This window comes from Brevundimonas sp. (assembly GCF_965227765.1).
Classification (GTDB): Bacteria; Pseudomonadota; Alphaproteobacteria; order Caulobacterales; family Caulobacteraceae; genus Brevundimonas.
In genome coordinates, this window is the sequence record NZ_OZ245778.1 from 481,819 (window position 1) to 506,079 (window position 24,261).

General features: G+C 68.3%; 24 protein-coding genes and 2 tRNA genes. 10 read left to right on the forward strand and 16 right to left on the reverse strand.

Annotated elements, in window-relative coordinates; translation table 11 throughout:
• Positions 1–15: 15 nt before the first annotated feature.
• Positions 16–261, reverse strand: a complete 246-nt coding sequence (locus tag ACO05L_RS02345) for a hypothetical protein (RefSeq protein WP_421730575.1) — start codon at positions 259–261, stop codon at positions 16–18.
• Positions 258–1,622, reverse strand: coding sequence for an argininosuccinate lyase (gene argH / locus ACO05L_RS02350; RefSeq protein ID WP_421731723.1), 1,365 nt, complete (start codon positions 1,620–1,622; stop codon positions 258–260). The genes ACO05L_RS02345 and argH overlap by 4 nt, the downstream gene beginning before the upstream one ends.
• Positions 1,623–1,701: 79 nt before the next feature.
• Here argH and ACO05L_RS02355 point away from each other — a divergent pair, with 79 nt between their 5' ends.
• Positions 1,702–2,325, forward strand: a complete 624-nt coding sequence (locus ACO05L_RS02355) for a redoxin domain-containing protein (protein WP_421730576.1) — start codon at positions 1,702–1,704, stop codon at positions 2,323–2,325.
• 15 nt (positions 2,326–2,340) lie between these two features.
• Here the strand turns inward: ACO05L_RS02355 and ACO05L_RS02360 are convergent, their stop codons facing one another.
• Positions 2,341–2,670 carry a hypothetical protein gene (locus ACO05L_RS02360; RefSeq protein WP_421730577.1) on the reverse strand — a complete coding sequence of 110 codons (330 nt, stop codon included), beginning with the start codon at positions 2,668–2,670 and terminating at the stop codon, positions 2,341–2,343.
• 97 nt (positions 2,671–2,767) lie between these two features.
• Positions 2,768–2,844: transfer RNA gene (locus tag ACO05L_RS02365), tRNA-Met, on the reverse strand.
• A 220-nt stretch (positions 2,845–3,064) separates the two neighbouring features.
• On the opposite strand from ACO05L_RS02365, the gene ACO05L_RS02370 reads away from it, so the two are divergent.
• Positions 3,065–4,297 carry a PQQ-dependent sugar dehydrogenase gene (locus ACO05L_RS02370; protein WP_421730578.1) on the forward strand — a complete coding sequence of 411 codons (1,233 nt, stop codon included), beginning with the start codon at positions 3,065–3,067 and terminating at the stop codon, positions 4,295–4,297.
• Positions 4,298–4,304: 7 nt separating this feature from the next.
• Here the strand turns inward: ACO05L_RS02370 and ACO05L_RS02375 are convergent, their stop codons facing one another.
• The 3 genes from ACO05L_RS02375 to ACO05L_RS02385 all read right to left on the reverse strand — a co-directional run bounded on the left by ACO05L_RS02375 (position 4,305) and on the right by ACO05L_RS02385 (position 9,273).
• Positions 4,305–5,138, reverse strand: coding sequence for a TIGR02186 family protein (locus ACO05L_RS02375; RefSeq protein ID WP_421730579.1), 834 nt, complete (start codon positions 5,136–5,138; stop codon positions 4,305–4,307).
• On the reverse strand, positions 5,135–6,061 hold the full coding sequence (locus ACO05L_RS02380) for a sulfite exporter TauE/SafE family protein (protein ID WP_421730580.1): 927 nt from the start codon (positions 6,059–6,061) through the stop codon (positions 5,135–5,137). Before ACO05L_RS02380 ends, ACO05L_RS02375 begins: the two co-directional genes overlap by 4 nt.
• A 128-nt stretch (positions 6,062–6,189) precedes the next feature.
• Entirely contained in the window at positions 6,190–9,273 is a 3,084-nt protein-coding gene (locus tag ACO05L_RS02385; RefSeq protein WP_421730581.1) for a hypothetical protein, read from the reverse strand.
• A gap of 298 nt (positions 9,274–9,571) precedes the next feature.
• Here ACO05L_RS02385 and ACO05L_RS02390 point away from each other — a divergent pair, with 298 nt between their 5' ends.
• Positions 9,572–9,775, forward strand: coding sequence for a hypothetical protein (locus tag ACO05L_RS02390; protein WP_421730582.1), 204 nt, complete (start codon positions 9,572–9,574; stop codon positions 9,773–9,775).
• A gap of 75 nt (positions 9,776–9,850) precedes the next feature.
• Complete coding sequence (locus tag ACO05L_RS02395) at positions 9,851–10,369, forward strand: pyridoxamine 5'-phosphate oxidase family protein (protein WP_421730583.1); 519 nt, start codon at positions 9,851–9,853, stop codon at positions 10,367–10,369.
• Between the two features lie 63 nt (positions 10,370–10,432).
• Here the strand turns inward: ACO05L_RS02395 and argF are convergent, their stop codons facing one another.
• The 3 genes from argF to ACO05L_RS02410 form a co-directional block, all read right to left on the reverse strand.
• Positions 10,433–11,347, reverse strand: a complete 915-nt coding sequence (argF, locus tag ACO05L_RS02400; protein ID WP_421730584.1) for an ornithine carbamoyltransferase — start codon at positions 11,345–11,347, stop codon at positions 10,433–10,435.
• A gap of 5 nt (positions 11,348–11,352) precedes the next feature.
• Positions 11,353–12,546 carry an aspartate aminotransferase family protein gene (locus ACO05L_RS02405; protein ID WP_421730585.1) on the reverse strand — a complete coding sequence of 398 codons (1,194 nt, stop codon included), beginning with the start codon at positions 12,544–12,546 and terminating at the stop codon, positions 11,353–11,355.
• A 112-nt stretch (positions 12,547–12,658) separates the two neighbouring features.
• Positions 12,659–13,480, reverse strand: coding sequence for an ABC transporter permease (locus ACO05L_RS02410; RefSeq protein WP_421730586.1), 822 nt, complete (start codon positions 13,478–13,480; stop codon positions 12,659–12,661).
• Positions 13,481–13,698: 218 nt separating this feature from the next.
• Here ACO05L_RS02410 and ACO05L_RS02415 point away from each other — a divergent pair, with 218 nt between their 5' ends.
• Positions 13,699–14,244: a GcrA family cell cycle regulator gene (locus ACO05L_RS02415; protein WP_421730587.1), complete on the forward strand. Its 546-nt coding sequence runs from the start codon at positions 13,699–13,701 to the stop codon at positions 14,242–14,244.
• Positions 14,245–14,482: 238 nt separating this feature from the next.
• Positions 14,483–14,567: transfer RNA gene (locus ACO05L_RS02420), tRNA-Leu, on the forward strand.
• 102 nt (positions 14,568–14,669) lie between these two features.
• Here ACO05L_RS02420 and ACO05L_RS02425 read toward each other — a convergent pair.
• The 4 genes from ACO05L_RS02425 to ACO05L_RS02440 are packed head-to-tail and all read right to left on the reverse strand — an operon-like array spanning position 14,670 to position 17,658.
• Entirely contained in the window at positions 14,670–15,377 is a 708-nt protein-coding gene (locus ACO05L_RS02425) for a lysophospholipid acyltransferase family protein (RefSeq protein ID WP_421730588.1), read from the reverse strand.
• Positions 15,374–16,021 (reverse strand): YdcF family protein, encoded by a 648-nt coding sequence (locus ACO05L_RS02430; protein WP_421730589.1) that lies wholly within the window; start codon positions 16,019–16,021, stop codon positions 15,374–15,376. Before ACO05L_RS02430 ends, ACO05L_RS02425 begins: the two co-directional genes overlap by 4 nt.
• A gap of 9 nt (positions 16,022–16,030) precedes the next feature.
• Positions 16,031–16,954, reverse strand: coding sequence for a cell division protein FtsX (locus ACO05L_RS02435; RefSeq protein ID WP_421730590.1), 924 nt, complete (start codon positions 16,952–16,954; stop codon positions 16,031–16,033).
• A complete protein-coding gene (locus tag ACO05L_RS02440; protein ID WP_421730591.1) occupies positions 16,951–17,658 on the reverse strand; it encodes a cell division ATP-binding protein FtsE in 708 nt (235 codons plus the stop codon). The genes ACO05L_RS02435 and ACO05L_RS02440 overlap by 4 nt, the downstream gene beginning before the upstream one ends.
• Positions 17,659–17,748: 90 nt before the next feature.
• Between ACO05L_RS02440 and ACO05L_RS02445 the strand changes: the two genes are divergently transcribed.
• Both ACO05L_RS02445 and ACO05L_RS02450 read left to right on the forward strand, forming a co-directional pair.
• Complete coding sequence (locus tag ACO05L_RS02445) at positions 17,749–18,714, forward strand: MJ0042-type zinc finger domain-containing protein (RefSeq protein WP_421730592.1); 966 nt, start codon at positions 17,749–17,751, stop codon at positions 18,712–18,714.
• Positions 18,707–19,267, forward strand: coding sequence for a phosphoribosyltransferase (locus ACO05L_RS02450; protein WP_421730593.1), 561 nt, complete (start codon positions 18,707–18,709; stop codon positions 19,265–19,267). Before ACO05L_RS02445 ends, ACO05L_RS02450 begins: the two co-directional genes overlap by 8 nt.
• Before the next feature lie 65 nt (positions 19,268–19,332).
• Here the strand turns inward: ACO05L_RS02450 and ACO05L_RS02455 are convergent, their stop codons facing one another.
• Together ACO05L_RS02455 and ACO05L_RS02460 are read right to left on the reverse strand one after the other, a co-directional pair.
• Positions 19,333–19,866 (reverse strand): carboxymuconolactone decarboxylase family protein, encoded by a 534-nt coding sequence (locus ACO05L_RS02455; protein WP_421730594.1) that lies wholly within the window; start codon positions 19,864–19,866, stop codon positions 19,333–19,335.
• A 212-nt stretch (positions 19,867–20,078) separates the two neighbouring features.
• Positions 20,079–20,633: a peroxiredoxin gene (locus ACO05L_RS02460; protein WP_421730595.1), complete on the reverse strand. Its 555-nt coding sequence runs from the start codon at positions 20,631–20,633 to the stop codon at positions 20,079–20,081.
• A 277-nt stretch (positions 20,634–20,910) separates the two neighbouring features.
• Between ACO05L_RS02460 and katG the strand changes: the two genes are divergently transcribed.
• Complete coding sequence (gene katG / locus ACO05L_RS02465; protein ID WP_421730596.1) at positions 20,911–23,121, forward strand: catalase/peroxidase HPI; 2,211 nt, start codon at positions 20,911–20,913, stop codon at positions 23,119–23,121.
• Between the two features lie 104 nt (positions 23,122–23,225).
• Positions 23,226–24,125: a hydrogen peroxide-inducible genes activator gene (locus tag ACO05L_RS02470; RefSeq protein WP_421731724.1), complete on the forward strand. Its 900-nt coding sequence runs from the start codon at positions 23,226–23,228 to the stop codon at positions 24,123–24,125.
• Positions 24,126–24,261: the final 136 nt, after the last annotated feature.

Genomic DNA, 24,261 nt, shown 5'->3' on the forward strand with positions numbered 1-24,261 from the left:
GGAGGAGATGCGGTCTTACTGAGGGCCTGCGCCCGCAGCCGTACCGCCGAAGGGATTGGCCGGGCCGCCGTCGATGGGCATCTGGCTGGACGGGCGGTTCAGGGTCGCGGGATCAGGCAGGTCGGGTGCGTATTTGTCGCGCATGGCCCGCTCCGTCTCGCGCGGAGCCGGAGCTTCCAGATCGGCCATGCGGCCACAGGCGGCGGCGGTCAGGGCGAGGGCGCCGCCGACCATCAGCTTGGCGAGGAGAAGGGTTTTCATAGGCGCGTCTTCCAATCGGCGATGCGCGCGCGGACCTGTTCCGGCGCCGTCCCCCCAAAGCTCTGGCGGCTGGCGCAGGAAGCCTCGGGAGAGAGCACCTTGTAAACCGCTTCGTTGACGCCCGGTTCAAGCGATTGCAAATCGGCCAGCGACAGTTGCGCCAGACCCACGCCTTTCGCCTCCGCCATCTTGACCGCCGCGCCCGTCACATGGTGCGCCTTCCTGAACGGCAGGTTGAGCTCACGCACCAGCCAGTCGGCCAGATCGGTGGCGGTCGAGAAGCCGGCGCCGGCCGCCGCCGCCATCCGCTCGGTGTTGGGGATCAGGGCTGAAACCATGGCCGTCATGGCGGTCAGCGCCAGGTCCAGCGCATCGAACGCCTCGAACACCGGCGGCTTGTCCTCCTGCATATCCTTGGAATAGGCGAGCGGCAGGCCTTTCATCACCGTCGACAGGGCCACGAACGAGCCGATGATCCGCCCGGTCTTGGCGCGCACCAGTTCGGCGGCGTCGGGGTTGCGTTTCTGCGGCATGATCGACGAGCCGGTCGTCAGGTCGTCGGGCAGGGAGGCGAAGCCGAACATCGGCGTCATCCAGATGACGATCTCCTCGGCCAGGCGCGACAGGTGGCCGGCGGTGATCGAGGCGGCGGACAGGCTTTCCAGCGCAAAGTCGCGGTCGGACACGGCGTCGAGACTGTTGGCCATGGGACGGTCGAAACCCAGATCAGCGGCGGTGGCGTGGCGGTCGATGGGGAAGGGCGAACCGGCGAGCGCCGCGGCGCCAAGGGGGTTCTCGTTCATCCGCCTGCGCGCATCGGCGAAGCGAGAGGCGTCACGGCCGAACATCTCGACATAGGCCATCAGGTGATGACCCAGGGTCACCGGCTGGGCCGTCTGCAGATGGGTGAAGCCGGGCATCAGGTCGCCCGCATGCTGTTCGGCGCGCGCGAGCAGGGCCGATTGCAGGGCCGCCAGCTGATGGCCGGTGCGGTCACAGGCGTCACGGACCCAGAGGCGGAAATCGGTGGCGACCTGGTCATTGCGGCTGCGCGCGGTGTGCAGTCGGCCCGAGGGCTCGCCGATCAGCTCGTTGAGGCGCGCCTCCACATTCATGTGGATGTCCTCGAAGGCGTCGCGGAAGGGGAAGGTCCCGCCCTCGATCTCGGCCTGGATGGCGTCCAGCCCGCCCAGAATGGCCTGACCGTCCTCTGCGGTGACGATCCCCTGTTTGATCAGCATGCGGCAGTGGGCGCGCGATCCGGCCAGATCCTGGGCCCACAGACGCTGGTCCACGCCGATGGAGACGTTGATGGCCTGCATGATGTCGGCGGGGCGCGACGAAAAGCGCCCGCCCCACATGTCTTGACCCGCAGGCTTTTGGGCGGCCTTAGTCGCGGTCTGGACGGTCGGGTCCGGTGTGGCGGCGGAACGGTCTGACATGGGCGGCTCGAAGACGGCGATTATCGTGGTGGCCGCGATCGTGCTGGTCGGCGCGATCGGCGGGGGTGCGGCGTGGCTATACGCCAACCCGGGCTCGCCCGCCAAAGCTTCCGAGCCCGTCGCGACGAAAAGCGCCCTGGCCCGCTTCGCTGTCGGCCCTCTCGCTCGGCTGGAGACCCCGGCCGACACCCCGGTCGCGCCCGACTATGTGTTCAAGTCACGCGACGGCGCCGACGTTCGGTTCGCCGACTTCCGCGGCAAGGTGGTGGTGGTCAATCTGTGGGCCATGTGGTGCGCGCCCTGCCGCACCGAGATGCCGACCCTGGCGACCCTGTCCGAGGCGTACAAGGACAGCGACATGGTCGTCCTGCCGATCAATGTCGACAACACGCCCGACGCCCTGGCCGACGCCACCAGCTTCATCGACGTGCACGAGCCGCTGCCGCTCTACAACGACCCGAAATTCCAACTGCCGTTCGAGTTTCCGGGCAAGGGCAAGATGCCCCAGACCATCCTGCTGGACCGGCAGGGGCGGATCAGGGCGACCTTCGCTGGCGAGGCGGACTGGGCCGGCGCGGAAGCGCGCGCCCTGGTGGACGCCCTGCTCGCCGAACCGGCCTAGCCTAAGCGCGGTCGCCTATTGCGCGGGCGCGTCGACCGGAACGCGCCGGTCGGTGTTGGGATTGACGGCTCCCGGCTTGCCCTCGGCGGCGGCCTCGGCCTGGTTGGCTTCCAGCTTGTCGGCGACGGTCCCTGCGCCGCTCTCGACCGCCTGAGCGGCCTTCATGGCGCCCGATTCCAGCACTTCGCCGGCCCTAGCCGCCACGTCGCCGGTCTTTTCGGCGGCGGCGTCAGCCTTGACCTCGGCCCTGTCCTGCTCGGCCTGGGTGCAGGCGGCGGCGCCCAGCGACAGGACGGCGACGGCGGCCAAGAGCGAGGGCGCGCGCGAGGGTGTGCGAATGGACATGGGATTTCCTCCAGCGGTTTGAACCTTGGCGGTAAACGCGGGGGGAATGAGGGGGTTGCGGGCCGTATTGACGCGGCAATTCCCGCGCGGGGACCGATGGTGGCTGGAGGCGGGCTCGAACCGCCGACCTGTGGGTTATGAATCCACCGCTCTAACCAGCTGAGCTACCCAGCCAAGCGCATCGGTCCCCCACGGCGCAGACGGCCGCGCGCGGGAAGAGGCGTGCCTATATAGGCGGCGGGGCCGGGGTTCAAGCTGCCTGAGCGACTAACGACAAATGGACCCCTGACGATCGGTCGCGGCAGGGCCTCTGGCGAGAACAGGCGGCGTCGGGCAAGACTGTCGTCTTGTCCGGCAACGCTGTTCCGTTCACCGCCTTCCAAGGGGCTTTCCCATGCGCGACATCCTGTCAGTCACCGCACTTTCCGCCGTTCTGGCGCTCACCGGATGCGGCGCGGGCGACGGCGCCGAGGCCCAGGCCGTCGCATCCGGCGCACCCGTAGAGACCCAGGCGGCCAACGCGCCTGACCAACCCCCCGCCTTTGCAGGCCAGACCCGTGCGCCGGGGCTGAGCACCGACACCCGCATGCTCGTGTCCACCATCGCCTCGGGACTGGAGAACCCCTGGGGGCTGGCCCTGCTGCCCGACGGTCGCTGGCTGGTGACCGAAAAGCCGGGTCGCCTGCGGATCATCACGGCAGACGGCCAGAAGGGCGAACCCATCGCCGGATTGCCTGCCGTCGATGCGCGCGGCCAAGGCGGCCTGCTGGACGTCAAGGTCGGCCCGAACTTCGCCCAGGACCGGATGATCTACTGGAGCTACGCCGAGCCCCGCACTGGAGGCAACGCCACCTCAGTCGCGCGTGGCGTTCTGTCGGCGGACGGTCGCCGGGTCGATAATGTCCAGGTCATCTTCCGCGCTCTGCCCGCCTATGAGGGCACGCTGCATTATGGTTCGCGCCTGGCCTTTGCGCCCGACGGCAAGCTGTTCATCACCCTGGGCGAGCGGTCTGACCGGCCCATGCGGGTCCAGGCCCAGGATCTGGGCTCGCACATGGGCAAGACCATCCGCATCAATGCCGATGGCACTGTGCCGCAGGACAATCCCTTCGTCGGCCGGGCCGGCGCCCTGCCCGAGATCTGGTCTTTGGGCCACCGCAACATGCAGGGCCTCGCCATCCAGCCGGACGGTACGGTCTGGACCATCGAACACGGCACGCGCGGGGGCGACGAGTTGAACCTGGACCGGGCGGGCGCCAACTACGGCTGGCCCAATGCGGCCTATGGCATCGAGTATTCCGGCGACCCCATCGACAGCGCCCAGACCACACGGCCCGACACGGAACAGCCGGTCTATTACTGGGATCCGGTGATCGCGCCGGGCGGGGCCGCCTTCTATGACGGCGCCATGTTCCCCGACTGGAAGGGCAGCCTTCTGGTCGCCAGCCTGGGCCAGAAGCACATCGCCCGCCTGGTGATCCAGAACGGCCGGGTGGTCGGCGAAGAAAGACTGATGGTCGGCATCGGCGAGCGTGTCCGCCAGGTCGCGGTCGGCCCGGACGGCGCCGTCTGGGCCATCACCGACGAGGAAGACGGCAAGCTGGTCCGGCTGGCCAAGGCCGACTGAGCCCCGGTCACACCCTGCGGAACAGCCTGGACGCCCCATAGCCCATGGCGGCGGCCAGCAGGACGCACAGCACGCCATAGCTCCACGGGCGGCTATGGGCGAACTCATAGACGTCGCGCTCGAACCCGACCTTCTCGACCGTCATGGTCAGGTTGGAGACGGATTTGGGCGCGCCGTCCTGGAACAGCCAGACCTCGGCGGAATACTGGCCGGTGGGGGCGGTTGCGGGCAGTTCGACCTCGGCGCGGAACAGGCCCTTGTCGACGAACCGCACCCCATCGGGATCGGTATTATAGAGCGCGCCCGCCTCTTTCAGCCGGATCACGGCGCGGCGCCAGTCCAGGTAGTCCTCGCCCAACCGGCTGACGACCACGTCGCGCACGCCATAGCGGGTCACCGAACGGGCCTCCTCGGGCGCAGCGATGCGCAGGTGGTTCACGCCCACGCCCAGGCGACGCAACTGGCCGAAGTCGGCGACCTCGGACAGGGGGCGGGTCGAGGCGGTCATGTAGAAGCCCGGCGCGCCCTCGAACAGGACGGGACGGCTGTTCAGCCAGACGCCCAGGTTGCGGGTCTTCTTGACCAGGCGCAGGGGCTGCTCCGGCCCACGCACGACGACCACGACATCGGTCGGCTGGTCCGTCGGATTGAACACCGCGCCATAGAGGACGATCGAGGCGCCGCGGAAACTGGAGTCGACCTGCACCCGCGCATCGGTCAGGGCCGCCGCGATCCGCAGCGAGCCGTCGGTGGCGGCCGAAGCAGCCGGCGCCGGAGCGACATCGGGCGCGACATCGGGCGCGATATAGGGGGCGGGCTCGGGGGGAAGGGCCTGGATCATCTGTCCGAGATTCCGGGCGCCAGCAGGAAGATGTCGTCGGGCCGCACGAACAGATCAAGCCCCATCTGGATCCCGACCAGAAGCACGATCAGCCCCAGCACGGCCCGCAGCTCCTCGCCCCGGAACCGGCCCGAGAACCGCGCGCCCAGCTGGGCGCCGACGACCCCGCCGGTCAGCAGCAGCATGGACAGGACGATGTCCACCGTCTGGTTGCGCCCGGCCTGGAGGATGGTGGTGATGGCCGTGGTGATGATGATCTGGAACAGGCTGGTGCCGACCACGACCCCGGCCCGCATCCGCAGCACATAGAGCATGGCGGGCACCAGGATGAAGCCGCCGCCCACCCCCATGATGGCCGACAGCACGCCGGCGAACACGCCCAGGGCCAGGGGCGGAATCAGGCTGATATAGAGGCCCGAGCGGGGGAACCGCATCCGGAACGGCAGGCCATAGAGGAACAGCGGCCGGCGACGTTCCTTGCGCGGCGCGGTCTCGCCTCGGCGACGACGCAGGATCTCGGTCAGGCTTTCCTTCAACATCAATGTGCCGATGGCGCCGAGGAAGACCAGATAGGAGACCGCCACCACCAGATCGGCCTGGCCCAGCAGGCGCAGATAGCGGAACAGCTCCACGCCCAGGACGGCGCCCAGGGCTCCGCCCGCCGCCATGATGCCGCCCATGCGATAATCGACCGCCCCCTGGCCCGAATAACGGATCACGCCGGAGGTCGAGGAGGCCACGACATGGCTGGCCTGGCTGGCCACGGCCACGGTCGGGGGAATGCCCATGAAGACCAGGACGGGCGCCATCAGGAAGCCGCCGCCGATGCCGAACAGCCCGGACACGAATCCGACCAGCGCCCCCAGCAGAACCAGAAGGGGCCAGTTCACCGAAACCTCGGCGATCGGCAGATAGATATCCAAAGGACGCGGCCTACTGGAACGAAGGGCGGACGGGACAAACAGGCGCCGGATAGCGCTGCGGGGACGACTGGGCCGGTCTTAGCGAGCAGGACGGCGCGTCGCCACCCGTTGCGCGCGCCAGGCTGGCTTTACGCCAGCGGGGCGACCTGGAAGGCGGCGGCGGCGGCGCGCGCGGTGCTGCGTCCGGCGGAAGAGACCTCGGGCGTCAGCCGGTCGACCGAGGCCTGAGCCTGCTGGTCGCCCGTGCGCGCCGCGATCAGATACCATTTGAAGGCTTCGGTCGGGTTCGGTGCGATGCCCTCGTCACCCTTCTCGTAGATGCGGGCGACATTGTACTGGCTGTCGACCAGGCCCAGGTCCGCCGCCTTCAGCAGCCAGTTCAGCGCCTCGGGCCGATTGCGGACGCCGCCGGCGCCTTCGAACAGATACATGCCGAACGCGTGCATTCCCTTGGGATCGCCGCCCTCGGCCGCACGACGCGCCCAGGTGCGGGCTTCGGTCAGGTTGCGGGCCACGCCGGACTCGCCGGCTTCATACAGGCCCGCCAGCTTCAACTGGGCCGGGGCGCTGCCCAGGTTGGCGGCGCGCGTCAGGGTCTCGACCCCGCCGGTCTCGCCGCCGTCCAGTTGTTCCAGCGCGCGATCGTACAGGCCCTGGGCTTCGGAGGTCTCGGTCGGCACCGCGTCGGCGGGCGTCAGGGCGTCGGGCGCCAGGGCCACGGCGGCCAGGGCCACGCCCCCATCCACGCCATCGACCGGGGCCGCGCCCTGGGGCATTCCCAGACCCATGGCCTGACCCAGTTGGTCGAGGCCGGGAACCGCGAAGCCTTCACCGCCGCTGAGACGGCCCGTCGCATAGACGCCGCCGATCACGGCGACCGAGGTCACCGAGGCCAGAAGGGCCTTCCTGACCGTGGAGCCGTCCTTGGCCGCCTGCTTGTCCAGTCTTTCCTGCAGGCGCGACTTGCCGCCGCGCTTCAGGCCGAAGCCGCCACGCGGCGCGGGCGTTTCGGCGGCGGTCGTCATGGCGGCACGGGCCGCGTCCAGGGCGCCGCGGGTCGATCCGCCAGCGGCGGGTGCGCGCTGGCGGGCGTTGCGAACGTCAACGAAATCGGTCTCGGCCGCATAGTCGTCCTGCGCCGCATCGAAGGGCGAGGCCGCAGGGGCGGTCGCCTCAAGCGCATCCTCGACATCTGCACCGCCGAAGCCCGTGAAGGCCGCTGGCGTCACTGCAGGCTCGTCGAAGATCGCCGTGTCCTGCGCGGCCTGGGGGCGGCCGCCAAAGGGGGCTCCGACGACATCGAAGGGCGGTGGGGCCGAGCGCGCGCTGGGCATGGCCTCGGCGACGGGCGCCCCATGGGCCGGTGCGACGCCGAAGGCGGAGGTCTCGAGCGTCGCGGGCTGGACGGCGGGCTCGGCCGAGACCGTGCCGATCTCAGGCTCGCTGACGAAGGCGCTAGGGAAGGGGGCGGGCGCCGCGTCCGAGACCAGAGGGTCCGCCGACCAGCCGTCCTGAGCCGCGTCGTCGAAGCCTTCGCCGGGGAAGGCCGCCGCGCGCCAGTCGGGCCGGCGCTGCTCGCCCTCGGGCATCCGCGGCAGGTCCATCAGGCTGTCGCGCGCCGCATCCATGCGATCGCGCTCCGGCGCTTGGCGCGCCAGACGGGCTTCGCGGCGTTCGACCAGTTCGCGCGCCTCGGCCAGCAGTCGGCCGGTGCGTTCCTCGCTCAGGCGCATCCGCTCGGCCAGTTCGCCCGAGGCGCGGTCGTACCGTTGCGCGATCCGGTCCGAACCTTCGGACAGGCGCTGGCCGATGTCTTCCAGCGCCTGGGCGGATTTACGCTCGGACTGGGCGATCCGGTCGGCCAGACGATCCGAGATGCGCGTGATCTCGCCGCCCAGTTTTTCCAGGGCGATGGCGTGCTGGTCGTCCGTGCGGGTCAGGCGATGGTCGATGGCCTGGGCGTAGCGACCCATGTCGCGGTCCAGCTTCTCGTTCAGGCTGGCGGATAGGGATTGCTTGATCCCTTCCAGCTTGTCGGCGGCGCCTGTCTCGACCGACTGCATCCGGCCGTTCAGATTCTGGGCGATCCGCAGGACCTCGCGGCCCATGGCCTCGACGGCCTGAACCCCACGCTGTTCCGAAGTCTTGGCCTGATCTCCGATGGCCACGACGGCGCGCTCGATGCGCTCCAGGCGGCCCTCGTGCTCGGCGACCTCGAATTTGCGCATCATCTCGGCGCGGTTGGTCTCGACCTGACGGGTCAGGGTCTCGGCCAGCTTCTCGAACCGGGCGGCTTCGCGAGCGCCCTCGGGTTCGACCCGGCCCTCGGCGGCGCGCAACCGTTGATCGAGGCCGGCGAACGAGCGTTCCAGAGACTTGAGCGCCTGGGTGGTCGCCGACTGGGCGCCGTCCAGACGGGCGCCGACCTGGGCCAGCATATCGGTTCCGACGCCGGGGCCGGCGGCCTTCTCGACCATCTCCATGCGCTGGCGCAGGGTCTCGTTGCCGACGCGCTGGCGCTCTTCCATGTCGTAGAGGCGGCTGGTCAGGGCCGACAGGGCGGTGTCCAGCTTGCCCGCGACATCGACCTTTTCCACGCCGTCGAGACGCGCGCGGAGTTCGTTGACGCCGGTGCGCTGGCGCTCCTCGATGTCATACAGGCGGCTGGCCAGGGCGTTGACGCCCTGCTCGACCTTGCCGACCATTTCGGCGGCTTCGGGCGCCGTGTCCTGTTCGAAACGGCGCAGGCGGCGATGGCCCTCGCGCAGTTCTTCGGCGATGTCGTCGATGCGGCGACCATAGGTCTTGCCGACCGTTTCCTGGCCGTCGAGACGGCGCACCAGACCGGCGACGGCCTGATCCACGCCCTGAATGGCCAGGGTCGAGCGGCGCTCGGCGGCCTCCAGACGCGCGGCGATGGCGTCGACCGAGGCGGCGACCCGCTGCAGGGTGTCATCCTCGGCTGGTTCGTGCAGCAGGCCGGGACCGGCGTCATAGGCGTCGTCTAGGCGGCGCGAACGACCACGGCGCTCGAAGATGTCGCTGGCGTGCGGACGGCGCGGCAACGGCTGAACACCGTCATCGTCGTCGTCCATGATCATGGTGTTGAGCCACTCGCCCAGGGTCATGCCCGAGCGACGCGCGAGATCCTTGGCCACTTCACGCGCCTTGGGATCGATGCCCTTCACGCTCCAAGGCGCCGCTGCGCTCACTGATTCGGCTCCCGACCCATATAGGCCACGCTAGGCGTCCACATTAAGCGTGTAAACGCGTCGTTAACCCCAAGATGTAGAGGGCTGGGTATCTTCCTGTGGAAATCGCCCATCTCGCTGTTTTTCTGGCTCCAGCCTGGTTAATGGGCCGTAAAGATTAACCTCTCGGCAAGGCCGGATTAACGGTCTCAAGCCCTCCGAAATACGCACTCCAGCCTTGCGGTCTGCGGGCGCTACGGCCACCTGCACGCGACGCCATTCGGCGCCCAGCCTTCAACAGAACAATGTCCCCGACGCGATGTCTCTGAACCTGACCCTGATCCTGCTGGTCGCCTCGATCGGCACGGCTGTCTTCACGGGCTGGCGCGGGTCGCGTCCGCCGGATCTGACGAAGGGTCCGCGCATGGCGCCCTGGCGGTTCCTGATGCTGCTCAGCGGGGCTCTGGCCTCGCTGCTGTTCATCCACCTGGGCACGCTGATGGGCATGGTTCGCCCGCACTGATCCAAGCCCTGCCGTACGGAACCTGAATCTTGGCCGCCTGTTTCCCTTGCCGAACATCGCAGAGGAGCATCCACCATGTCGAAGGACGAACTGACGGCCGCCGAGGCCGAGGAACATTTCTGGAAGAGCCTGAAGGAGTCCAACACCGGGATGCTGGGGCTGGACCGACCCGGCTATCATGCTCAGCCGATGACCGGCTTTGGCGAGGCCGAGACCGGAACCATCTGGTTCTTCACCCGTGACGACACCGACTTCGCCCGCGACGTGGCCGCAGGGGGCGTCGGCAGCGGCGGTCAGGCCGGGATGTTCACCTATCAGGCCAAGGACCAAAAGGTTCAGGCCTGCATCCATGGCGAACTGTCGATCGACCAGGACCGCGAGCGGATCGACAAATACTGGAACCCGGTGCTGGCCGCCTGGTATCCGGACGGCAAGGACGACCCGCACCTGACCCTGGTCCGGTTCGACGGCGACGATGGCCGCGTCTGGGTGTCGGACAAGGGCGCGCTGGGCTTCGGCTATCAGGTGCTCAAGGCCAACCTGACCAAGACCCTGCCCGACGCCGGCGGCGTTTCGGACGTGCGGCTGGGCTAAGGCCCTCCCGCCACAAAGCTATCCAGCGGCCCGCGTCGGCAACGGCGCGGGCCGTTTGGCTGTTCAGCCCGCGAAACACCAGGCCAGCACGGCCTTCTGGGCGTGGATGCGGTTTTCCGCTTCGTCCCAGACCAATGACCGGGGCCCGTCGATCACCGCATCGGTGACCTCCTCGCCGCGGTGGGCCGGCAGACAGTGAAGGAAGACGGCGTCGGGATCGGCCATCTCCATCAGGGCCTCATCGACCCCATAGCTTTCGAAGGCGGCCAGACGGTCCTCATAATCGCCATCGCCCATCGACACCCAGGTGTCGGTGACGACGACATCGGCGCCCAGCACAGCCTCGCGCGGGTCGCTGGTCAGGGTCACGGCGTTTCCGCCCTTGGCCAGGTCGCGCAGGTCGGGGTGATATTCCGCCGGGCAGGCCACGTTCAGGTGGAAGCCGAACTTGGGCGCAGCGTGCATGAAGGAGTGGCAGACGTTGTTGCCGTCGCCGATCCAGGCGATCGTCTTGCCCGCGATCGGGCCCCTGTGCTCTTCGATGGTCTGCAGGTCGGCCAGGATCTGGCAAGGGTGCGAGCGGTCGGTTAGGCCGTTGATGACCGGCACGGTCGAGACGCGGGCGAAACGCTCGACATCCTCATGACTGTTGGCGCGGATCATCACCGCATCGACCATGCGCGACAGGACGCGGGCCGTGTCCTCGACCGGCTCGCCGCGGCCCAGCTGCATATCCCCGGCGTTGGCGATGATCGACGCGCCGCCCAGCTGGCGGATGGCGGCGTCGAAGCTGAAGCGGGTACGGGTCGAGTTCTTCTCGAAGATCATCGCCAGGACGCGGTCCCTGGCCGGAGCATCGGCGTCGGCACGACCCTGGGGCCAGCCCTTTCGGGCGGCCTTTCGAGTATGGGCGTCGTCCAGGATGGCGCGCAGATCGGCCGCTTCCAGCCGATGGATGTCGAGGAAGTGCCGAACCATCCCGGTCAGGTCGCCAGCTTGGTGCGGGCGATCTCGCAGGCGGCTTCCAGGCGGCGGATCGCCTCCTGGGCCTCGTCCAGCGACAGGTTCAGAGGCGGCAGGATGCGCACGCAGTTGTCACCGCCGCCGGCGACCAGCAGTTGCTGTTCGTCACGCGCCAGACCCATGAACTCGCGATTGTTGGGGACCAGTTTCAGACCGATCAACAGGCCCTTGCCGCGCACATCGACGATGATGTCGGGGAAGCGTTCCTTCAGCCCGTGAAGCTGCTGCTTCAGGTATCCAGCGATCTCGTTGACGTTGGCGATGGTCTCGGGCTTGGACAGTTCGCCAAAGGCCGCCTTGCCGACCGCCATGGCCAGCGGGTTGCCGCCGAAGGTCGAGCCGTGGACGCCGACCGTCATGCCCGAAGCCGCCTTGGTCGTGGCCAGGCAGGCGCCGACGGGGAAGCCGCCGCCCAGGGCCTTGGCGATGGCCATGATGTCGGGCTCGATACCGGCCCATTCGTGGGCCCACAGCTTGCCGGTCCGACCCATGCCGCACTGGACCTCGTCAAAGATCAGCAGCACGCCGGTCTCGTCGGCCATCTGGCGCATCCAGCGCAGGTATTCGTCTGGGGTGACGCGGCAACCGCCCTCGCCCTGCACCGGCTCCAGCACCACGGCGCAGGTGGTCGGCGAGCGGAAGGCGGCCTCAAGGGCTTCCTTGTCGCCCCAGACCAGCTGGTGGAAGCCCTGCATCGGCGGGCCGAAACCCTCGGTATAGCTGGGATTGGCGGCGGCGTTGATGGCGCCATAGGTGCGGCCGTGGAACGAGCCGTCGAAGCCGAAGATGTCGATCCGCTCAGGCGCGCCATTGGCGAAATGATAGCGACGCGCCGTCTTCAGCGCGCATTCCATCGCCTCGGTGCCCGAGTTGGTGAAGAAGACCACGTCGGCGAACGACTTGGCGCACAGGTCGTCGGCCAGTTCTTCCTGACCCGGAATCTTGAAGATGTTGGAGACGTGCCACAGCTTCTCGGCCTGATCCTTGACCGCCTGGACCAGCACCGGGTGGGCGTGGCCCAGGGCGTTGGTCGAGATGCCCGAGACGCAGTCGAGGTATTCTGTGCCGTCCTTGGCCCACAGTCGGGCGCCCAGGCCGCGATCCACTTCCAGCGGCGCGCGATTGTAGACACCCATCAGATGGTTGGCGGACATGGCCAGGCCTCCAAAAGAAACGAAGCCCCGGCGCGGGGCGCCGGGACTATCGGAAGGTCTGTCTTGTCGGACTCGGCGCAGGCTTAGTCAACACCGGCCGGACGGATGGGCCCTAGCTCTTCAGCCGCCAGCCCGAGCGGAACACCAGCCAGCAGCAGACGGCCATGACCAGGGTCATCGCCCCGGTCATGATGACGCCGACCATCAGATTGCTCTCGGCATGGCCGATGAAGCCGTAGCGGAAGCCGTCGATCAGATAGAAGAAGGGGTTGAAGTGGCTGATGGCCGCGAACGGCTGGGGCAGGTTCTCGACCAGATAAAAGGCGCCCGACAGGAAGGTCATGGGCATGACGACAAAGTTCTGCACCGCCGACAGCTGATCGAACTTCTCGGACCACAGACCGGCCAGAACCCCGACCATTCCCATCAAGAGCGACGCGATCAGGCTGAAATAGACCACGGCCAGGATGTTGGTGATCCCCAGTCGTGCGAACGGCAGGACGCATAGGGCAGTCACCAGGCCGACGCTGATGCCGCGGGTGGCGGCGCCTAGCGAAAAGCCGATGGTCAGCTCCAGCGGGCTGAGCGGCGGGGTCAGGAAGTCGGTGGCTGTGCCCATGATCTTGGCCTGGATCAGGCTGGACGAGGCGTTGGCGAAGGCGTTGTTCAGGATGGCCATCATGATCAGGCCGGGCGCCACGAACTCGGCGAAGGGCGTGCCGTGCAGCGGCGGCCGCGCGCCCTGCAAGGCCACCACGAACACCAGCATATAGAGCAGGGTCGTCACCACCGGCGCGGCCACCGTCTGGGCGCCCACCTTCCAGAACCTGCGGACCTCGCGCAGATAGAGGGTCTTCACCCCCTCCCAGTTGACGCCGTCATAGCGGCGCGGCGTCGGCATTCCGGAGGGGCGGGTGGAGGCGAGATCGGTCATGGCCGGGGAAATGCGCCCTCGAACCCGCCCGCGCAAGCCGGAGGACAGCCAGGCTCGGTCGGCAAAGCGTCGAAAGACACAGATTCAACATCTGGTTCCTGTGGACGACTGATTCGCACATCTTGCGTCCATTAACAGCTCGTTTACGATTAGTGGTAGGCGAGCAGGCGGAAAACACCGTTCAGGCGCCATATGTTGAATCAACGCTAGAGGGCGACATGACCGCAGGCTGGACAGAAGACCGCGTCGGCGCGCTGAAGAAACTCTGGCTTGAGGGTCAGTCGGCCAGCCAGATCGCCAAGCAGCTGGGCGGCGGCGTGACCCGCAACGCCGTCATCGGCAAGGTGCACCGCCTGGGCCTGTCGGGCCGCGCGACGCCGTCGCAACCCGCCCGCACCGCCGCCTTCCGCCCGGCCCGTCCGCGCGCCACCCCGGCCGGCTCGCCGATGGCCCAGCCCTCGACGCCGCGCCGCATCGAAGGCGCCCGGATCGAGGCCGTCGCGCCCCGCCCGGCCCTGCCGGTCGTCACCCCCGTCGCTGCGCCGGAACTGGCGGGAACGGCTACGGTCATGACCCTGGGCGCCCATATGTGCAAATGGCCGATCGGCGATCCGTCGTCGCGCGAGTTCAGCTTCTGCGGCCGCCGCGCCTCGGAAGGCGTCTACTGCATCGAACACGCCAAGGTGGCGTATCAGCCGCAGGTCCGTCGCGGCGCCAAGGACGGCGCCAACGAACTGGCCCGCAGCCTGCGCCGCTATATCTAGGGGTTTGGGAGTAGGCGGCAGGGATTAGGGCGAAGACCTAATCCCCAAGACTTAACCCCTGCTTCCTTTCCTTCACGATCCACCCCGCCTGGCTCCCCAGTCGGCGGGACCTGGGGCGGGGCTGCTGTCATCGGATTGACGCAGCCCCATCGCCCCGATCCGCGATGGCGGATGTCGTCGCAAAAGCCTCCGGTTTTCCATTGGCGCGCACGGTTGGCGCGGCTATAGCGACCGTGATGCGGGCGTGGTGGAATTGGTAGACGCGCTGGATTCAAAATCCTGTTCCGAAAGGAGTGCCGGTTCGACCCCGGCCGCCCGCACCAGGATTACGGCGAAGAGAGCCTGCGCAAGCGGACCCGACCAGCCAGACCGCTTAAGCCAGGCAGCCTACCCGCAGCTTCCCGGCTGTCGGGCGTCGTGATCGCTCAGGCGGTCAGAAGGGCGTCTGACGAGGCCTCGATCCGGCGCTCCAGTTCGGCCATGAATACGGGGCGTTTCAGCTCCGCCTCGATCGGCTCCAAAAACTCATAGACGATGACGCCGGGCGTGCGGCGAAAACCATGCGCCGGCCAGTGCTGGCCGGCGTTGGTGCCCACGGGCCAGCAGGGGATGCCCAGGTCGCGGTACAGGGCCATGACGCCCGGCTTGTAGTCCGGCGCCGCGCCGGGCAGTGCGCGGGTGCCTTCGGGGAAGATGACGATCTGGCGGCCCTCGGCGGAGCGGGCGCGTGCCTGTTTGACCATATCCTTCAGCGCCTTGGAGTGGGCCGAACGGTCCACCGAGATCATCTTCGTCTTCCAGGCAAACCAGCCGAAGAAGGGCAGGATCATCAGCTCCTTCTTCATGATCAGGCACGGGTCGGGCAGGACCACGAAGGGGATGATGATGTCGAGCATGCTCTGATGCTTTGACGCGACCAGGGCGCCGCCCGCCGGACGGTGCTCCAGCCCCCGGAACTCGACCCGGACCCCGGCGATCCAGCGCAGGCCGAACAGCACGAACCGGGCCCAGGCCTTGATGACGCCCATGGCCAGACGGTGCGGCCCCAGAAGCGTGGGCGACAGCAGGACGGCGAACAGGGCGATGGCCAGGTAGAGCCAGGCCACGAACAGCAGGGAGCGAAGGGTGGTCACGCGGCCTCAGGCTCCGTCGGTTCCGGTCTGGCCGAGGGCGGGGCGTCTCGCTCGGGGTGGTTTCCGGTCAGCTTGTGCAGGCCTTCGCGGCCCAGGACGGCCAGATATTTCATGTATTCCAGCGTCATGCGCCGAGCGGTCACGGCGGCCCGCCACCAGCGCGAATCGTCCAGCGACGGCGTCGATACGGCATAGGGGGTCAGCTTGATGTCCGGCGCCACGCTGCGGATCTCCAGCAGCGAACGCGGCATATGATAGTCCGAGGTGACCACGATCAGGCTGTCGTAATCCTTGGCGCGGGCCCAGCCGGCGATCTCCTCGGCATTGCCCAGGGTGTTTTCGGCCTCGAACCCCAGGTCGACGCAGCAGTTGAACAGCTTGTTCGAGCCGGGCGTCAGGGCGCGCAGTTCCTGGCGGCGGACCTCGCGGTTGACGCCCGAGATCAGTACCCGGTCGCCCTTGTCCTGTTCCAACAGGCGGATGGCGACATTGACCCGCTCGGCCGAGGGACCGGTCAGGGCGACGATGGCGTCGGCGCGGGCCGGCTCTGGCGCGGGGCTCAGGCTGCGAACCCGCTCGGCGAAGGCGAACAGGCCGACCACCCAAAGCAGCGCGACAATGCCGATAAGCGTCAGAAACTTCATCTGAACTCCCTATCTGCGAGCGAGGCGTCCGCCAAGCGTCCACGTCCATCCGGAAGAGCGGCCGCCCAGCGTCCGCAGCGCCGCGAATCTGGCGGCGACCAGCGCCACCGTAGCAGCCAGCAGGGGGCACGGCGAGATGAGCAGCAGGTCCGTCCATGCCAATGGCAGGGCAGGTGTGACGCCTTTGTCACCCCCCAGGGCCGTCAGGATCGCGATCAACAGGGCCGCGCCCACGGTCCCCGCCGCGCCTGCGCCCGCCGCCAGCAGGGCGAAGCGTCGTTGGAACAGCCAGGCCACGGTCTGGTCCGAGGCGCCCGACAGGCTCAGGGTCTCGATCACGGGCCGCTGGGCCTGCAGACCGGCGCGGGTGGCATAGACGATCACCGCCGCCGTCGCCGCCGCCAGCAGCAGGAAGCCCGCCACGGCCAGGGCGGTGATCAGGGCGGCCGAGCGTTCGACCTCGCCGCGCCACAGGGCGTGGTCGTCGACGCTGGCGTCCAGCCCCGCCTCGGCCAGGGCGCGGCTCAGGGTCAGGGCGCTGGCCGGGCCGTCCGGGTCCAGCCGCACGGTGACGAGGAAGGGCAGGGGCAGGTCGGGCAGGACGGCCTCGCCCAGCCAGGGACGCAAGAGGTTCTCGGCCGTCGCCCGATCCATGGCCACCGCTTCGGAAACCCCGGACACGCCAGCTAGGGTCTCGGCGGCGCGGGCGGCGGCGGCGGGGCCGGTCTCGCCCACGCGCGGACGCACCTGCACGGTGGCCTCGGCGCGGAGCTGGGACGCCCAGCCATGCGCCGCCCGGTCTGCAGCGGCCGATCCCACCGCCGCCAGACAGGCGACGAAACACAGCACGGCGATGACGGCGGCCAGCCAGGTCTCGCCCGCCGCATCGCGGGGCAAGAGGCCGGGCTCGCGCGACAAGAGGGAGGCCTTCATCGCAGCCCTCCCTCTATCAGACGTCCGCCTTCGAGCCGCAGCCGGCGCGCGCCCGACCGTTCGGCCAGAGCCTCGTCATGGCTGGCGATCAGGACGGTGGCGCCCAGTCGGTTCAGGGACTGGAACAGTTTCAAAAGCCGGTCGGCCATGGCGCGGTCGACGCTGCCGGTGGGTTCGTCGGCGATGATCAGCTCGGGCTTGTTCATCACGGCGCGGGCGATGGCGAGGCGCTGCTTCTCGCCGCCCGACAGGGCCGGAGGGCGGGCCGAGGGGCGGGCGTCCAGCCCGACCCAGCGCAGCATCTCTTCGACATCGGGCGCATAGGCGGTGCGCTTTCGCCCCGCCAGCCGCAGGGGCAGGGCGGCGTTGTCGAACAGGCTGAGGTGATCCAGCAGGCGGAAATCCTGGAACACCACCCCCATGCGGCGGCGATACAGGGGAACCTGGTCTCGGGCGAGATCGGTCGCGTCGTCTCCGAACAGGGCGATCCGGCCGGTGGTCGGGCGCTCGGCCAGGGTCAGCAGGCGCAGCAGTGAAGACTTTCCTGCTCCCGACGGCCCGGTAAGGAAGTGGAAAGAGCCGCGCGGCAGTATGAGGTTAATGTCCCGAAGCACGTCGGGCGAATCGGCATAGCCGAACCCCACGCCGTCCAGGCGGACGGTTTGCGAGGCGGGTTCGACGGCGCGACGGGGCGTAGATGGCATCGGTCTCTTATGGGGCCGGGATTTCTTCAGGGACCGGGGCCTCAGCGCCGCGACAGGAGGGGGCTTTTCGGAGCTTCACAGTCAGACGACATGATACTGACCTGCCCGTCCTGCGCCACCAGCTATTTCACGCCCGACGAGGCGATCGGCGCCATGGGCCGCCGCGTGCGCTGCAAGGCCTGCACCCACACCTGGCACGCCAGCCTGTCAGACGAGCCGCTGGAGCTGTCGGAATCGACGCTGGATCCGGCGCTTCAGACCCAGGCCGGTTTCGGAAAACGCGACGACGCGCCCGAAAGCCTTGCCGAAACCCCCGCCCCCGAACTGCCCAAGGCCTTCCGCGCCCGCGCCGAGCAGCAGCGCCGGATGCGCCGCGCCGCCACCCACGGAGCCGTCTGGGCCGGACTGGCCAGCATGTTCGTCGCCATCCTGGGCGCGGCCTGGCTGTTCCGTGTGGATGTGGTCGAGGTCTATCCCCGCGCCGCCGCCGCCTATGCCATGGTCGGCATGCCGGTGAACCCGGTCGGGCTTCAGTTCGAGGCGGTCGGCGCCAAGCCCTCGCCCAGCGATCCGGCCCTGGTTCTGGTCTCGGGCGCCCTGAGGAATGTGCGCGACCGCGAGGTCGTGGCCCCTGCCGTGCGCCTGGCCCTGCTGGACGCCCACGGCGCCGAGATCGGCTTCAGGATCGTCCAGATCGACGCCGCCCCGGTCCTGCCCGGCGGGGTCCAGGGCTTCGCCGCCCTGATCCCCGATCCGGGCGCCAAGGCCGCCGGCGTGGGCGTGGACTTCGTGACGCCGACCAAACTCAAGGGCGGACACGCCCAGGCCGCCGACGCGCACGCAACCGATGACCATGCCGCCCCCGACCATGCACCCGCCGTTCGTCGTCCGCCTCAGGCCGAGGAAGAGGGCGGTCTGCGCCCGGCTATGAGTCATGAGGCCGAGGCTCCGTCGCTGGGTGCGCCGGTGGACGCCCGTCCGATTGCGACGCCTGTCTCGACCAATGCGGTGGACGCTCATCATGGCGAGGCGGTATCCTCCTCGCATCATGGCTGACCCCGAAGACCCGACCGTTTCCTCCCCCGACATCCTGTTGCCCGAGGCGGACATCGCCTCAGTCGTCGCCGACCTCGCCGCCCGCATCGCCCCCGTGATCGACGACGAGACGGTGGCGGTGGTGCTGCTGACCGGGGGACTGTGGTTCGCCGCCGACCTGACGCGGGCCCTGTCGCGCGTCGGCCGTCAGGTCCGTTTCGACGCCCTGTGGCTGGCCTCCTATGGCGACGGCAAGGAAAGCCGGGGCCAGGTGCGGGTCCATGCCCCCTGCCAGCGCTCGCTGGAGGGACGGCGGGTGCTGATCATGGACGACGTGTTCGACACCGGCCTGTCCCTGGCCGAGGCCGTCCGCATCGTGCGCGAGGCGGGGGCGGCCGAGGTCCTGACCTGCGTCTTCGCGCGCAAGCCCTGGCCCGAGCGGCTGGAGACTGGGCCGCGCCCGGCCGAGCCGGACTTCATCGGCTGGGAGGCGCCGAACCGTTTCCTGGTCGGCTATGGCCTGGACAACGCGGGCGGCAGTCGCGGCCTGCCTGATCTCTGCGCCCTGGACTGAAGGCCCGGAATTGAAAACGGAGGCCGAAGCCCCCGTTTTGCGACTGTCAGTGCGAAACCCGACGCCTATTGCGCCAGGGCGGCCTCGGACGCTGCGATCCGGCTGGCGGCGTGGACCACGGCGGCGATGCGCAGGGCCGTCTGGATCTGCTGGGCCGGGACGGCGTGTTTCTTCAGTTCGCCTTCGTGGGCGTCCAGGCAGGCGCCGCAGCCGTTGATGGCGCTGACTGCGGTCGACCAGAGCTCGAAATCGACCTTCTCGACGCCCGGATTGGCCAGGATGTTCATGCGCAGGCGGGCGGGCAGGGTCTGGTACTCGGCGTTGTGCATCAGGTGCAGCGAGCGATAGTAGATGTTGTTCATGCCCATGATGGCGGCGGCCGACTTGGCGGCGTTCATGGCCTCGGGCGACAGGTGTTCGGCGGCGGCGGCCTCGATGGCCTTCACGACCGGCACGACGCCGATGGCGTGGGCCGAGGCCAGGAAGGTTCCCCACTTCTGCTGGTCGGTCAGAACGGTCTCGGACGCCAGGGAGCCCAGGTTCAGGGAGATGTCCTTGGCGTAGGCGGGGATCAGGTCGCGGACGGCGTCGATCGACATTCTTGTTTTCCTTCGGAAAAAGGGACGGCTATCGCGCGGCTCGCGGAGCCTCGCTACTTGAGCCGGAAAAGCACTCTGTCGGAAATGGGGGCGCAGGGCTTCGCGCTCAAGCAGCGAGCGACCGCGTCGCGAGCGTTAGCGCCCTTAAAAAAGAAAGCGGAGTGAAGGCGGCGATGCGGACACCGCCGCCTCCCTCATCGCATCAGCCGCCTTTACGCAGCGATGGTTTCACCGCCGGCGGGGCGGTTGCAGGCGCACAGTTCGTCGGTCTGCAGGGCGTCGACGACGCGAAGCGTGTCGTCGGGGGCGCGGCCGACGTTCAGGTTGGTGACATAGACGTGCTGCACGACGTTGTGCGGATCGACGACGAAGGTCGCGCGCAGGGCGACGCCTTCTTCTTCGTTCAGGATGCCCAGGTCGCGGGCGAACTTGCCGCCGTTGTCGGCGAACTGCCAGATCGGCAGTTTCGACAGGTCGGCGTGTTCACGGCGCCAGCCGAGCTTGGAGTGTTCGTTGTCGGTCGAACCGCCCAGGACGATGGTGTCGCGGTCCTCGAAATCCTTGCCCAGCTTGGCGAAGGCGACGATTTCGGTCGGGCAGACGAAGGTGAAGTCCTTCGGATAGAAGAAGATGACCTTCCACTTGCCTTCGAACGAGGACTCGTTGAGGGCCTCAAAGGCCGACACGCCGTTCTCTTCGTGGCTGTTGAAGCCGGGCTTAACACCCATGATCTTGAAATTCGGAAGCTTTTCGCCAACGCCGAGCATGCGCGTATCTCCTGGGAGGTCTGATTGAGGCGCGGCTCTGAGATGGGAGATCCCGGCCGCCCGGGTCAGATGGCCCTTCGCAGATGCGAAGTCAAATCGATCATTTCGCATCTGCGAATAGATTGATCTTATGAAAATCTAGGTTTTCGATATGCCGGCTTCAATAGATTTTCCTGTTCCAGTGCACAAAATCTATCGATTGTCCCTTAGCTCGGGGCGGGCATAGGCTCCTTCGCAACGGCCCAGAAACCTGCACGACAAACCGGAGGAAAATCCCATGGACGGCGAGAAACAGGCGACCCCCCTGAACGATCCCAAGAAGCAGGCGGCGGCTCTGCGGTCCCTGCTGGGCCGTACCAACCGCGACTGGTGGCCCAACCAGATGGCGATGGACATCCTGCATCAGCAGGGCAAGTCGGGCGACCCGATGGGCGACGGCTTCAACTATGCCGAGGCGTTCAAGACGCTGGACCTAGCCGCCGTCAAACGCGACCTGACCGCGCTGATGACCGACAGCCAGCCCTGGTGGCCGGCCGACTATGGTCACTATGGCCCCTTCTTCATCCGCATGGCCTGGCACTCGGCCGGGACCTATCGCACCGGCGACGGTCGTGGCGGCTCTGGCGCAGGCCAGCAACGCTTCGCCCCGCTGAACTCCTGGCCCGACAACGCCAACCTCGACAAGGCGCGTCGCCTGCTGTGGCCCATCAAGAAGAAATACGGCGCCAAGCTGTCGTGGGCCGACCTCTTCATCCTGACCGGCAATGTGGCCATCGAGTCCATGGGCGGGCCCGTGTTCGGCTTCGGCGGCGGCCGCGCCGACGTCTGGGAGCCTGAAAAGGACGTCTATTGGGGCACCGAGGAAAAGTGGGTCGGCGAAGAGGGCAACGAGACCCGCATCCAGCCTGACAAGGGCATCGAGCTGGAAAGCCCGCTCGCGGCCATCCAGATGGGCCTCATCTATGTGAACCCCGAAGGGCCCGGCGGCGTGCCCGAGGCCCTGCAGTCGGCCCGCGACATCCGCGAGACCTTCGCCCGCATGGGCATGGATGACGTCGAGACGGCGGCCCTGACGGCCGGCGGCCACACCTTCGGCAAGGCCCACGGCAATGGCGACGCCTCCAAGGTAGGCCAGTCGCCCGAAGGCTCCGACATCGCCCAGCAGGGTCTTGGCTGGCAGTCTGGCCACGAAAGCGGCATCGGCGACCACACCATCACCTCGGGCATCGAAGGCGCCTGGACCCCCACGCCCATCACTTGGGACATGACCTACTTCGACATGCTGCTGGACCACGAGTACGAGCTGGTCCGCAGCCCGGCGGGCGCCAAGCAGTGGCAACCGGTCGGCAACCCCGAAGAGACCCTGGCCCCCTCGGCGCACATCCCGGGCAAGAAGGTCCCGACGATGATGACCACCGCCGACATGGCCTTCAAGGTGGACCCCGCCTACCGCCCGATCATGGAGCGTTTCCGCGCCGACCCGGCCTATTTCGCCGATCAGTTCGCCCGCGCCTGGTTCAAGCTGACGCACCGCGACATGGGTCCCAAGGCCCGCTACCTGGGTGCTGACGTGCCGGCCGAAGACCTGCTGTGGCAGGATCCGATCCCGGCCCCGACCGGCCCGGTCATCGGCGACGCCGACATCGCTGCACTCAAGAGCAAGATCGCGGCGTCGGGCCTGTCGGTGGCGGATCTGGTGCGGACGGCCTGGGCGGCGGCGGCGACCTATCGCGGTTCCGACCACCGCGGCGGCGCCAATGGCGGACGCCTGCGGCTTGCCCCGCAAAAGGACTGGGACGTCAACGAGCCCGCCAAGCTGGCCCCCGTGCTGGCCGTCTATGAGGACATCAAGGCGTCGTCCGGGACCAATGTCTCGATCGCCGACCTGATCGTTCTGGGCGGCTCGGTCGGCATCGAACAGGCGGCCAAGGCTGCGGGCCACGACATCACCGTGCCCTTCACGCCCGGTCGCACCGACGCCAGCGCCGAGCAGACCGATGTCGAGGGCTTTGCCGTTCTGGAGCCCAAGGCCGACGGTTTCCGCAACTATCTGCAGGTCCGCTACAACGTCCCGACCGAGGAACTGCTCGTCGACCGCGCCCAGCTTCTGGGTCTGTCGGCGCCGCAGATGACGGTGCTGGTCGGCGGTCTGCGGGTGCTGGGCGTCAATCACGGCGACAGCAAGCACGGTGTCTTCACCGACCGTCCGGGCGTGCTGACGAACGACTTCTTCGTCAACCTGCTCGACATGCGCACCGGCTGGAAACAGGTCGATGGCGAAGGCGACGAGACCTATGTCGGCATCGACCGCCTGACCGACGAACGTCTGTGGACCGCCACCCGCACGGACCTGGCCTTCGGCTCCAACTCGCAGCTGCGCGCCCTGTCCGAGGTCTATGCCTCCGACGACGCCGGCCAGAAGTTCGTCACGGACTTCGTGGACACCTGGGTCAAGGTGATGGACCTGGACCGGTTCGACGTAGCGTAAACCGGATGTCTCCTCCCTGTCGCCGCCTGGCGATGGGGAGGAGGTCTGATCGCTGCACCCGATCAAACTCGCCATCACCATAGGAAGCCTCTATGTCCGCTTCCATGCTCCCCACCCTGCGACAGCTTCAGTACCTCAAGCTCCTGGCCGAACACGCCTCGTTCAGCCGGGCGGCGGAGGCGGCTCATGTGTCCCAGCCGGCCCTGTCGGCCGGCGTGCAGGAGCTGGAGAAGATCCTGGGCGCCGCCGTGGTCGAACGCACGCGCGGCAATGTGCAACTGACCGCCGTCGGGGCCGAGGCCGTGCGCCGCGCCGAGGATGTGCTGGCCCGCGCCGAGGACCTAGTCGAGGCCGCCCGCAGCGCCGGCCGTCCCCTGTCCGGCCGGTTCCGTCTGGGCATCATCCCGACCGTGGCGCCGTTTCTGTTGCCGGCCACCCTGCCGGGGCTGAGGCTGGCCTATCCGGCGCTGAAGCTGTTCATCCGCGAGGACCTGACGCCGCGCCTGATCGCCGGCCTGAAGGCGGGCCAGCTGGACGCCGCCGTCATCGCCCTGCCCTATGACGCGCCGGGCATCGAACACGCCCGCATCGGCGACGACGAGATTTTGGCCGTCGCCCCCGTGGGCCACAGGCTGGCCGCGCCGGGCGCCATCGGCCCCGGGTCCCTGAGCGCCGACGACCTGATCCTGCTGGAAGACGGCCATTGTCTGAGGGACCAGGCCCTGGCCGCCTTCGACATCGACCCGCCCAAGGGCGACGACGTCTTCGCCGCCACCAGCCTGCATACCCTGGTGCAGATGGTCGGATCGGGCCTGGGCGTATCCTTCCTGCCCGAGATGGCGGTGCGGGCGGGGCTGGCCGACAACCCCTCGGTCGTCACCCGCCACATCACGCCCAAGGACGCCCGCGCCGTGCCCAGCCGCGAGATCGTCGTCGCGTGGCGCAGCGGCTCCAGCCGCGCCGCCGAGGCCCAGCTGCTGGCCGAGGCGATGGCGCAGGACTGATCAAGTTCCGCTCATCCCGGCGAAGGCCGGGACCCAGATCTTTGGACGATCAGCGTGTGTGATCGGGCGCGCTCACCATCCAGCGCACTGCCAAGCAAAAGCACTGGGTCCCGGCCTTCGCCGGGATGAGCGGAGT

Bases quoted from the DNA above. Each gene is read 5' to 3' on its own strand.
- ACO05L_RS02345 (WP_421730575.1), bottom strand. From the start codon at position 261: ATGAAAACCCTTCTCCTCGCCAAGCTGATGGTCGGCGGCGCCCTCGCC.
- argH (WP_421731723.1), bottom strand. From the start codon at position 1,622: ATGTGGGGCGGGCGCTTTTCGTCGCGCCCCGCCGACATCATGCAGGCC.
- ACO05L_RS02355 (WP_421730576.1), top strand. From the start codon at position 1,702: ATGGGCGGCTCGAAGACGGCGATTATCGTGGTGGCCGCGATCGTGCTG.
- ACO05L_RS02360 (WP_421730577.1), bottom strand. From the start codon at position 2,670: ATGTCCATTCGCACACCCTCGCGCGCGCCCTCGCTCTTGGCCGCCGTC.
- ACO05L_RS02370 (WP_421730578.1), top strand. From the start codon at position 3,065: ATGCGCGACATCCTGTCAGTCACCGCACTTTCCGCCGTTCTGGCGCTC.
- ACO05L_RS02375 (WP_421730579.1), bottom strand. From the start codon at position 5,138: ATGATCCAGGCCCTTCCCCCCGAGCCCGCCCCCTATATCGCGCCCGAT.
- ACO05L_RS02390 (WP_421730582.1), top strand. From the start codon at position 9,572: ATGTCTCTGAACCTGACCCTGATCCTGCTGGTCGCCTCGATCGGCACG.
- ACO05L_RS02395 (WP_421730583.1), top strand. From the start codon at position 9,851: ATGTCGAAGGACGAACTGACGGCCGCCGAGGCCGAGGAACATTTCTGG.
- argF (WP_421730584.1), bottom strand. From the start codon at position 11,347: ATGGTTCGGCACTTCCTCGACATCCATCGGCTGGAAGCGGCCGATCTG.
- ACO05L_RS02405 (WP_421730585.1), bottom strand. From the start codon at position 12,546: ATGTCCGCCAACCATCTGATGGGTGTCTACAATCGCGCGCCGCTGGAA.
- ACO05L_RS02410 (WP_421730586.1), bottom strand. From the start codon at position 13,480: ATGACCGATCTCGCCTCCACCCGCCCCTCCGGAATGCCGACGCCGCGC.
- ACO05L_RS02415 (WP_421730587.1), top strand. From the start codon at position 13,699: ATGACCGCAGGCTGGACAGAAGACCGCGTCGGCGCGCTGAAGAAACTC.
- ACO05L_RS02430 (WP_421730589.1), bottom strand. From the start codon at position 16,021: ATGAAGTTTCTGACGCTTATCGGCATTGTCGCGCTGCTTTGGGTGGTC.
- ACO05L_RS02435 (WP_421730590.1), bottom strand. From the start codon at position 16,954: ATGAAGGCCTCCCTCTTGTCGCGCGAGCCCGGCCTCTTGCCCCGCGAT.
- ACO05L_RS02440 (WP_421730591.1), bottom strand. From the start codon at position 17,658: ATGCCATCTACGCCCCGTCGCGCCGTCGAACCCGCCTCGCAAACCGTC.
- ACO05L_RS02445 (WP_421730592.1), top strand. From the start codon at position 17,749: ATGATACTGACCTGCCCGTCCTGCGCCACCAGCTATTTCACGCCCGAC.
- ACO05L_RS02450 (WP_421730593.1), top strand. From the start codon at position 18,707: ATGGCTGACCCCGAAGACCCGACCGTTTCCTCCCCCGACATCCTGTTG.
- ACO05L_RS02455 (WP_421730594.1), bottom strand. From the start codon at position 19,866: ATGTCGATCGACGCCGTCCGCGACCTGATCCCCGCCTACGCCAAGGAC.
- ACO05L_RS02460 (WP_421730595.1), bottom strand. From the start codon at position 20,633: ATGCTCGGCGTTGGCGAAAAGCTTCCGAATTTCAAGATCATGGGTGTT.
- katG (WP_421730596.1), top strand. From the start codon at position 20,911: ATGGACGGCGAGAAACAGGCGACCCCCCTGAACGATCCCAAGAAGCAG.
- ACO05L_RS02470 (WP_421731724.1), top strand. From the start codon at position 23,226: ATGCTCCCCACCCTGCGACAGCTTCAGTACCTCAAGCTCCTGGCCGAA.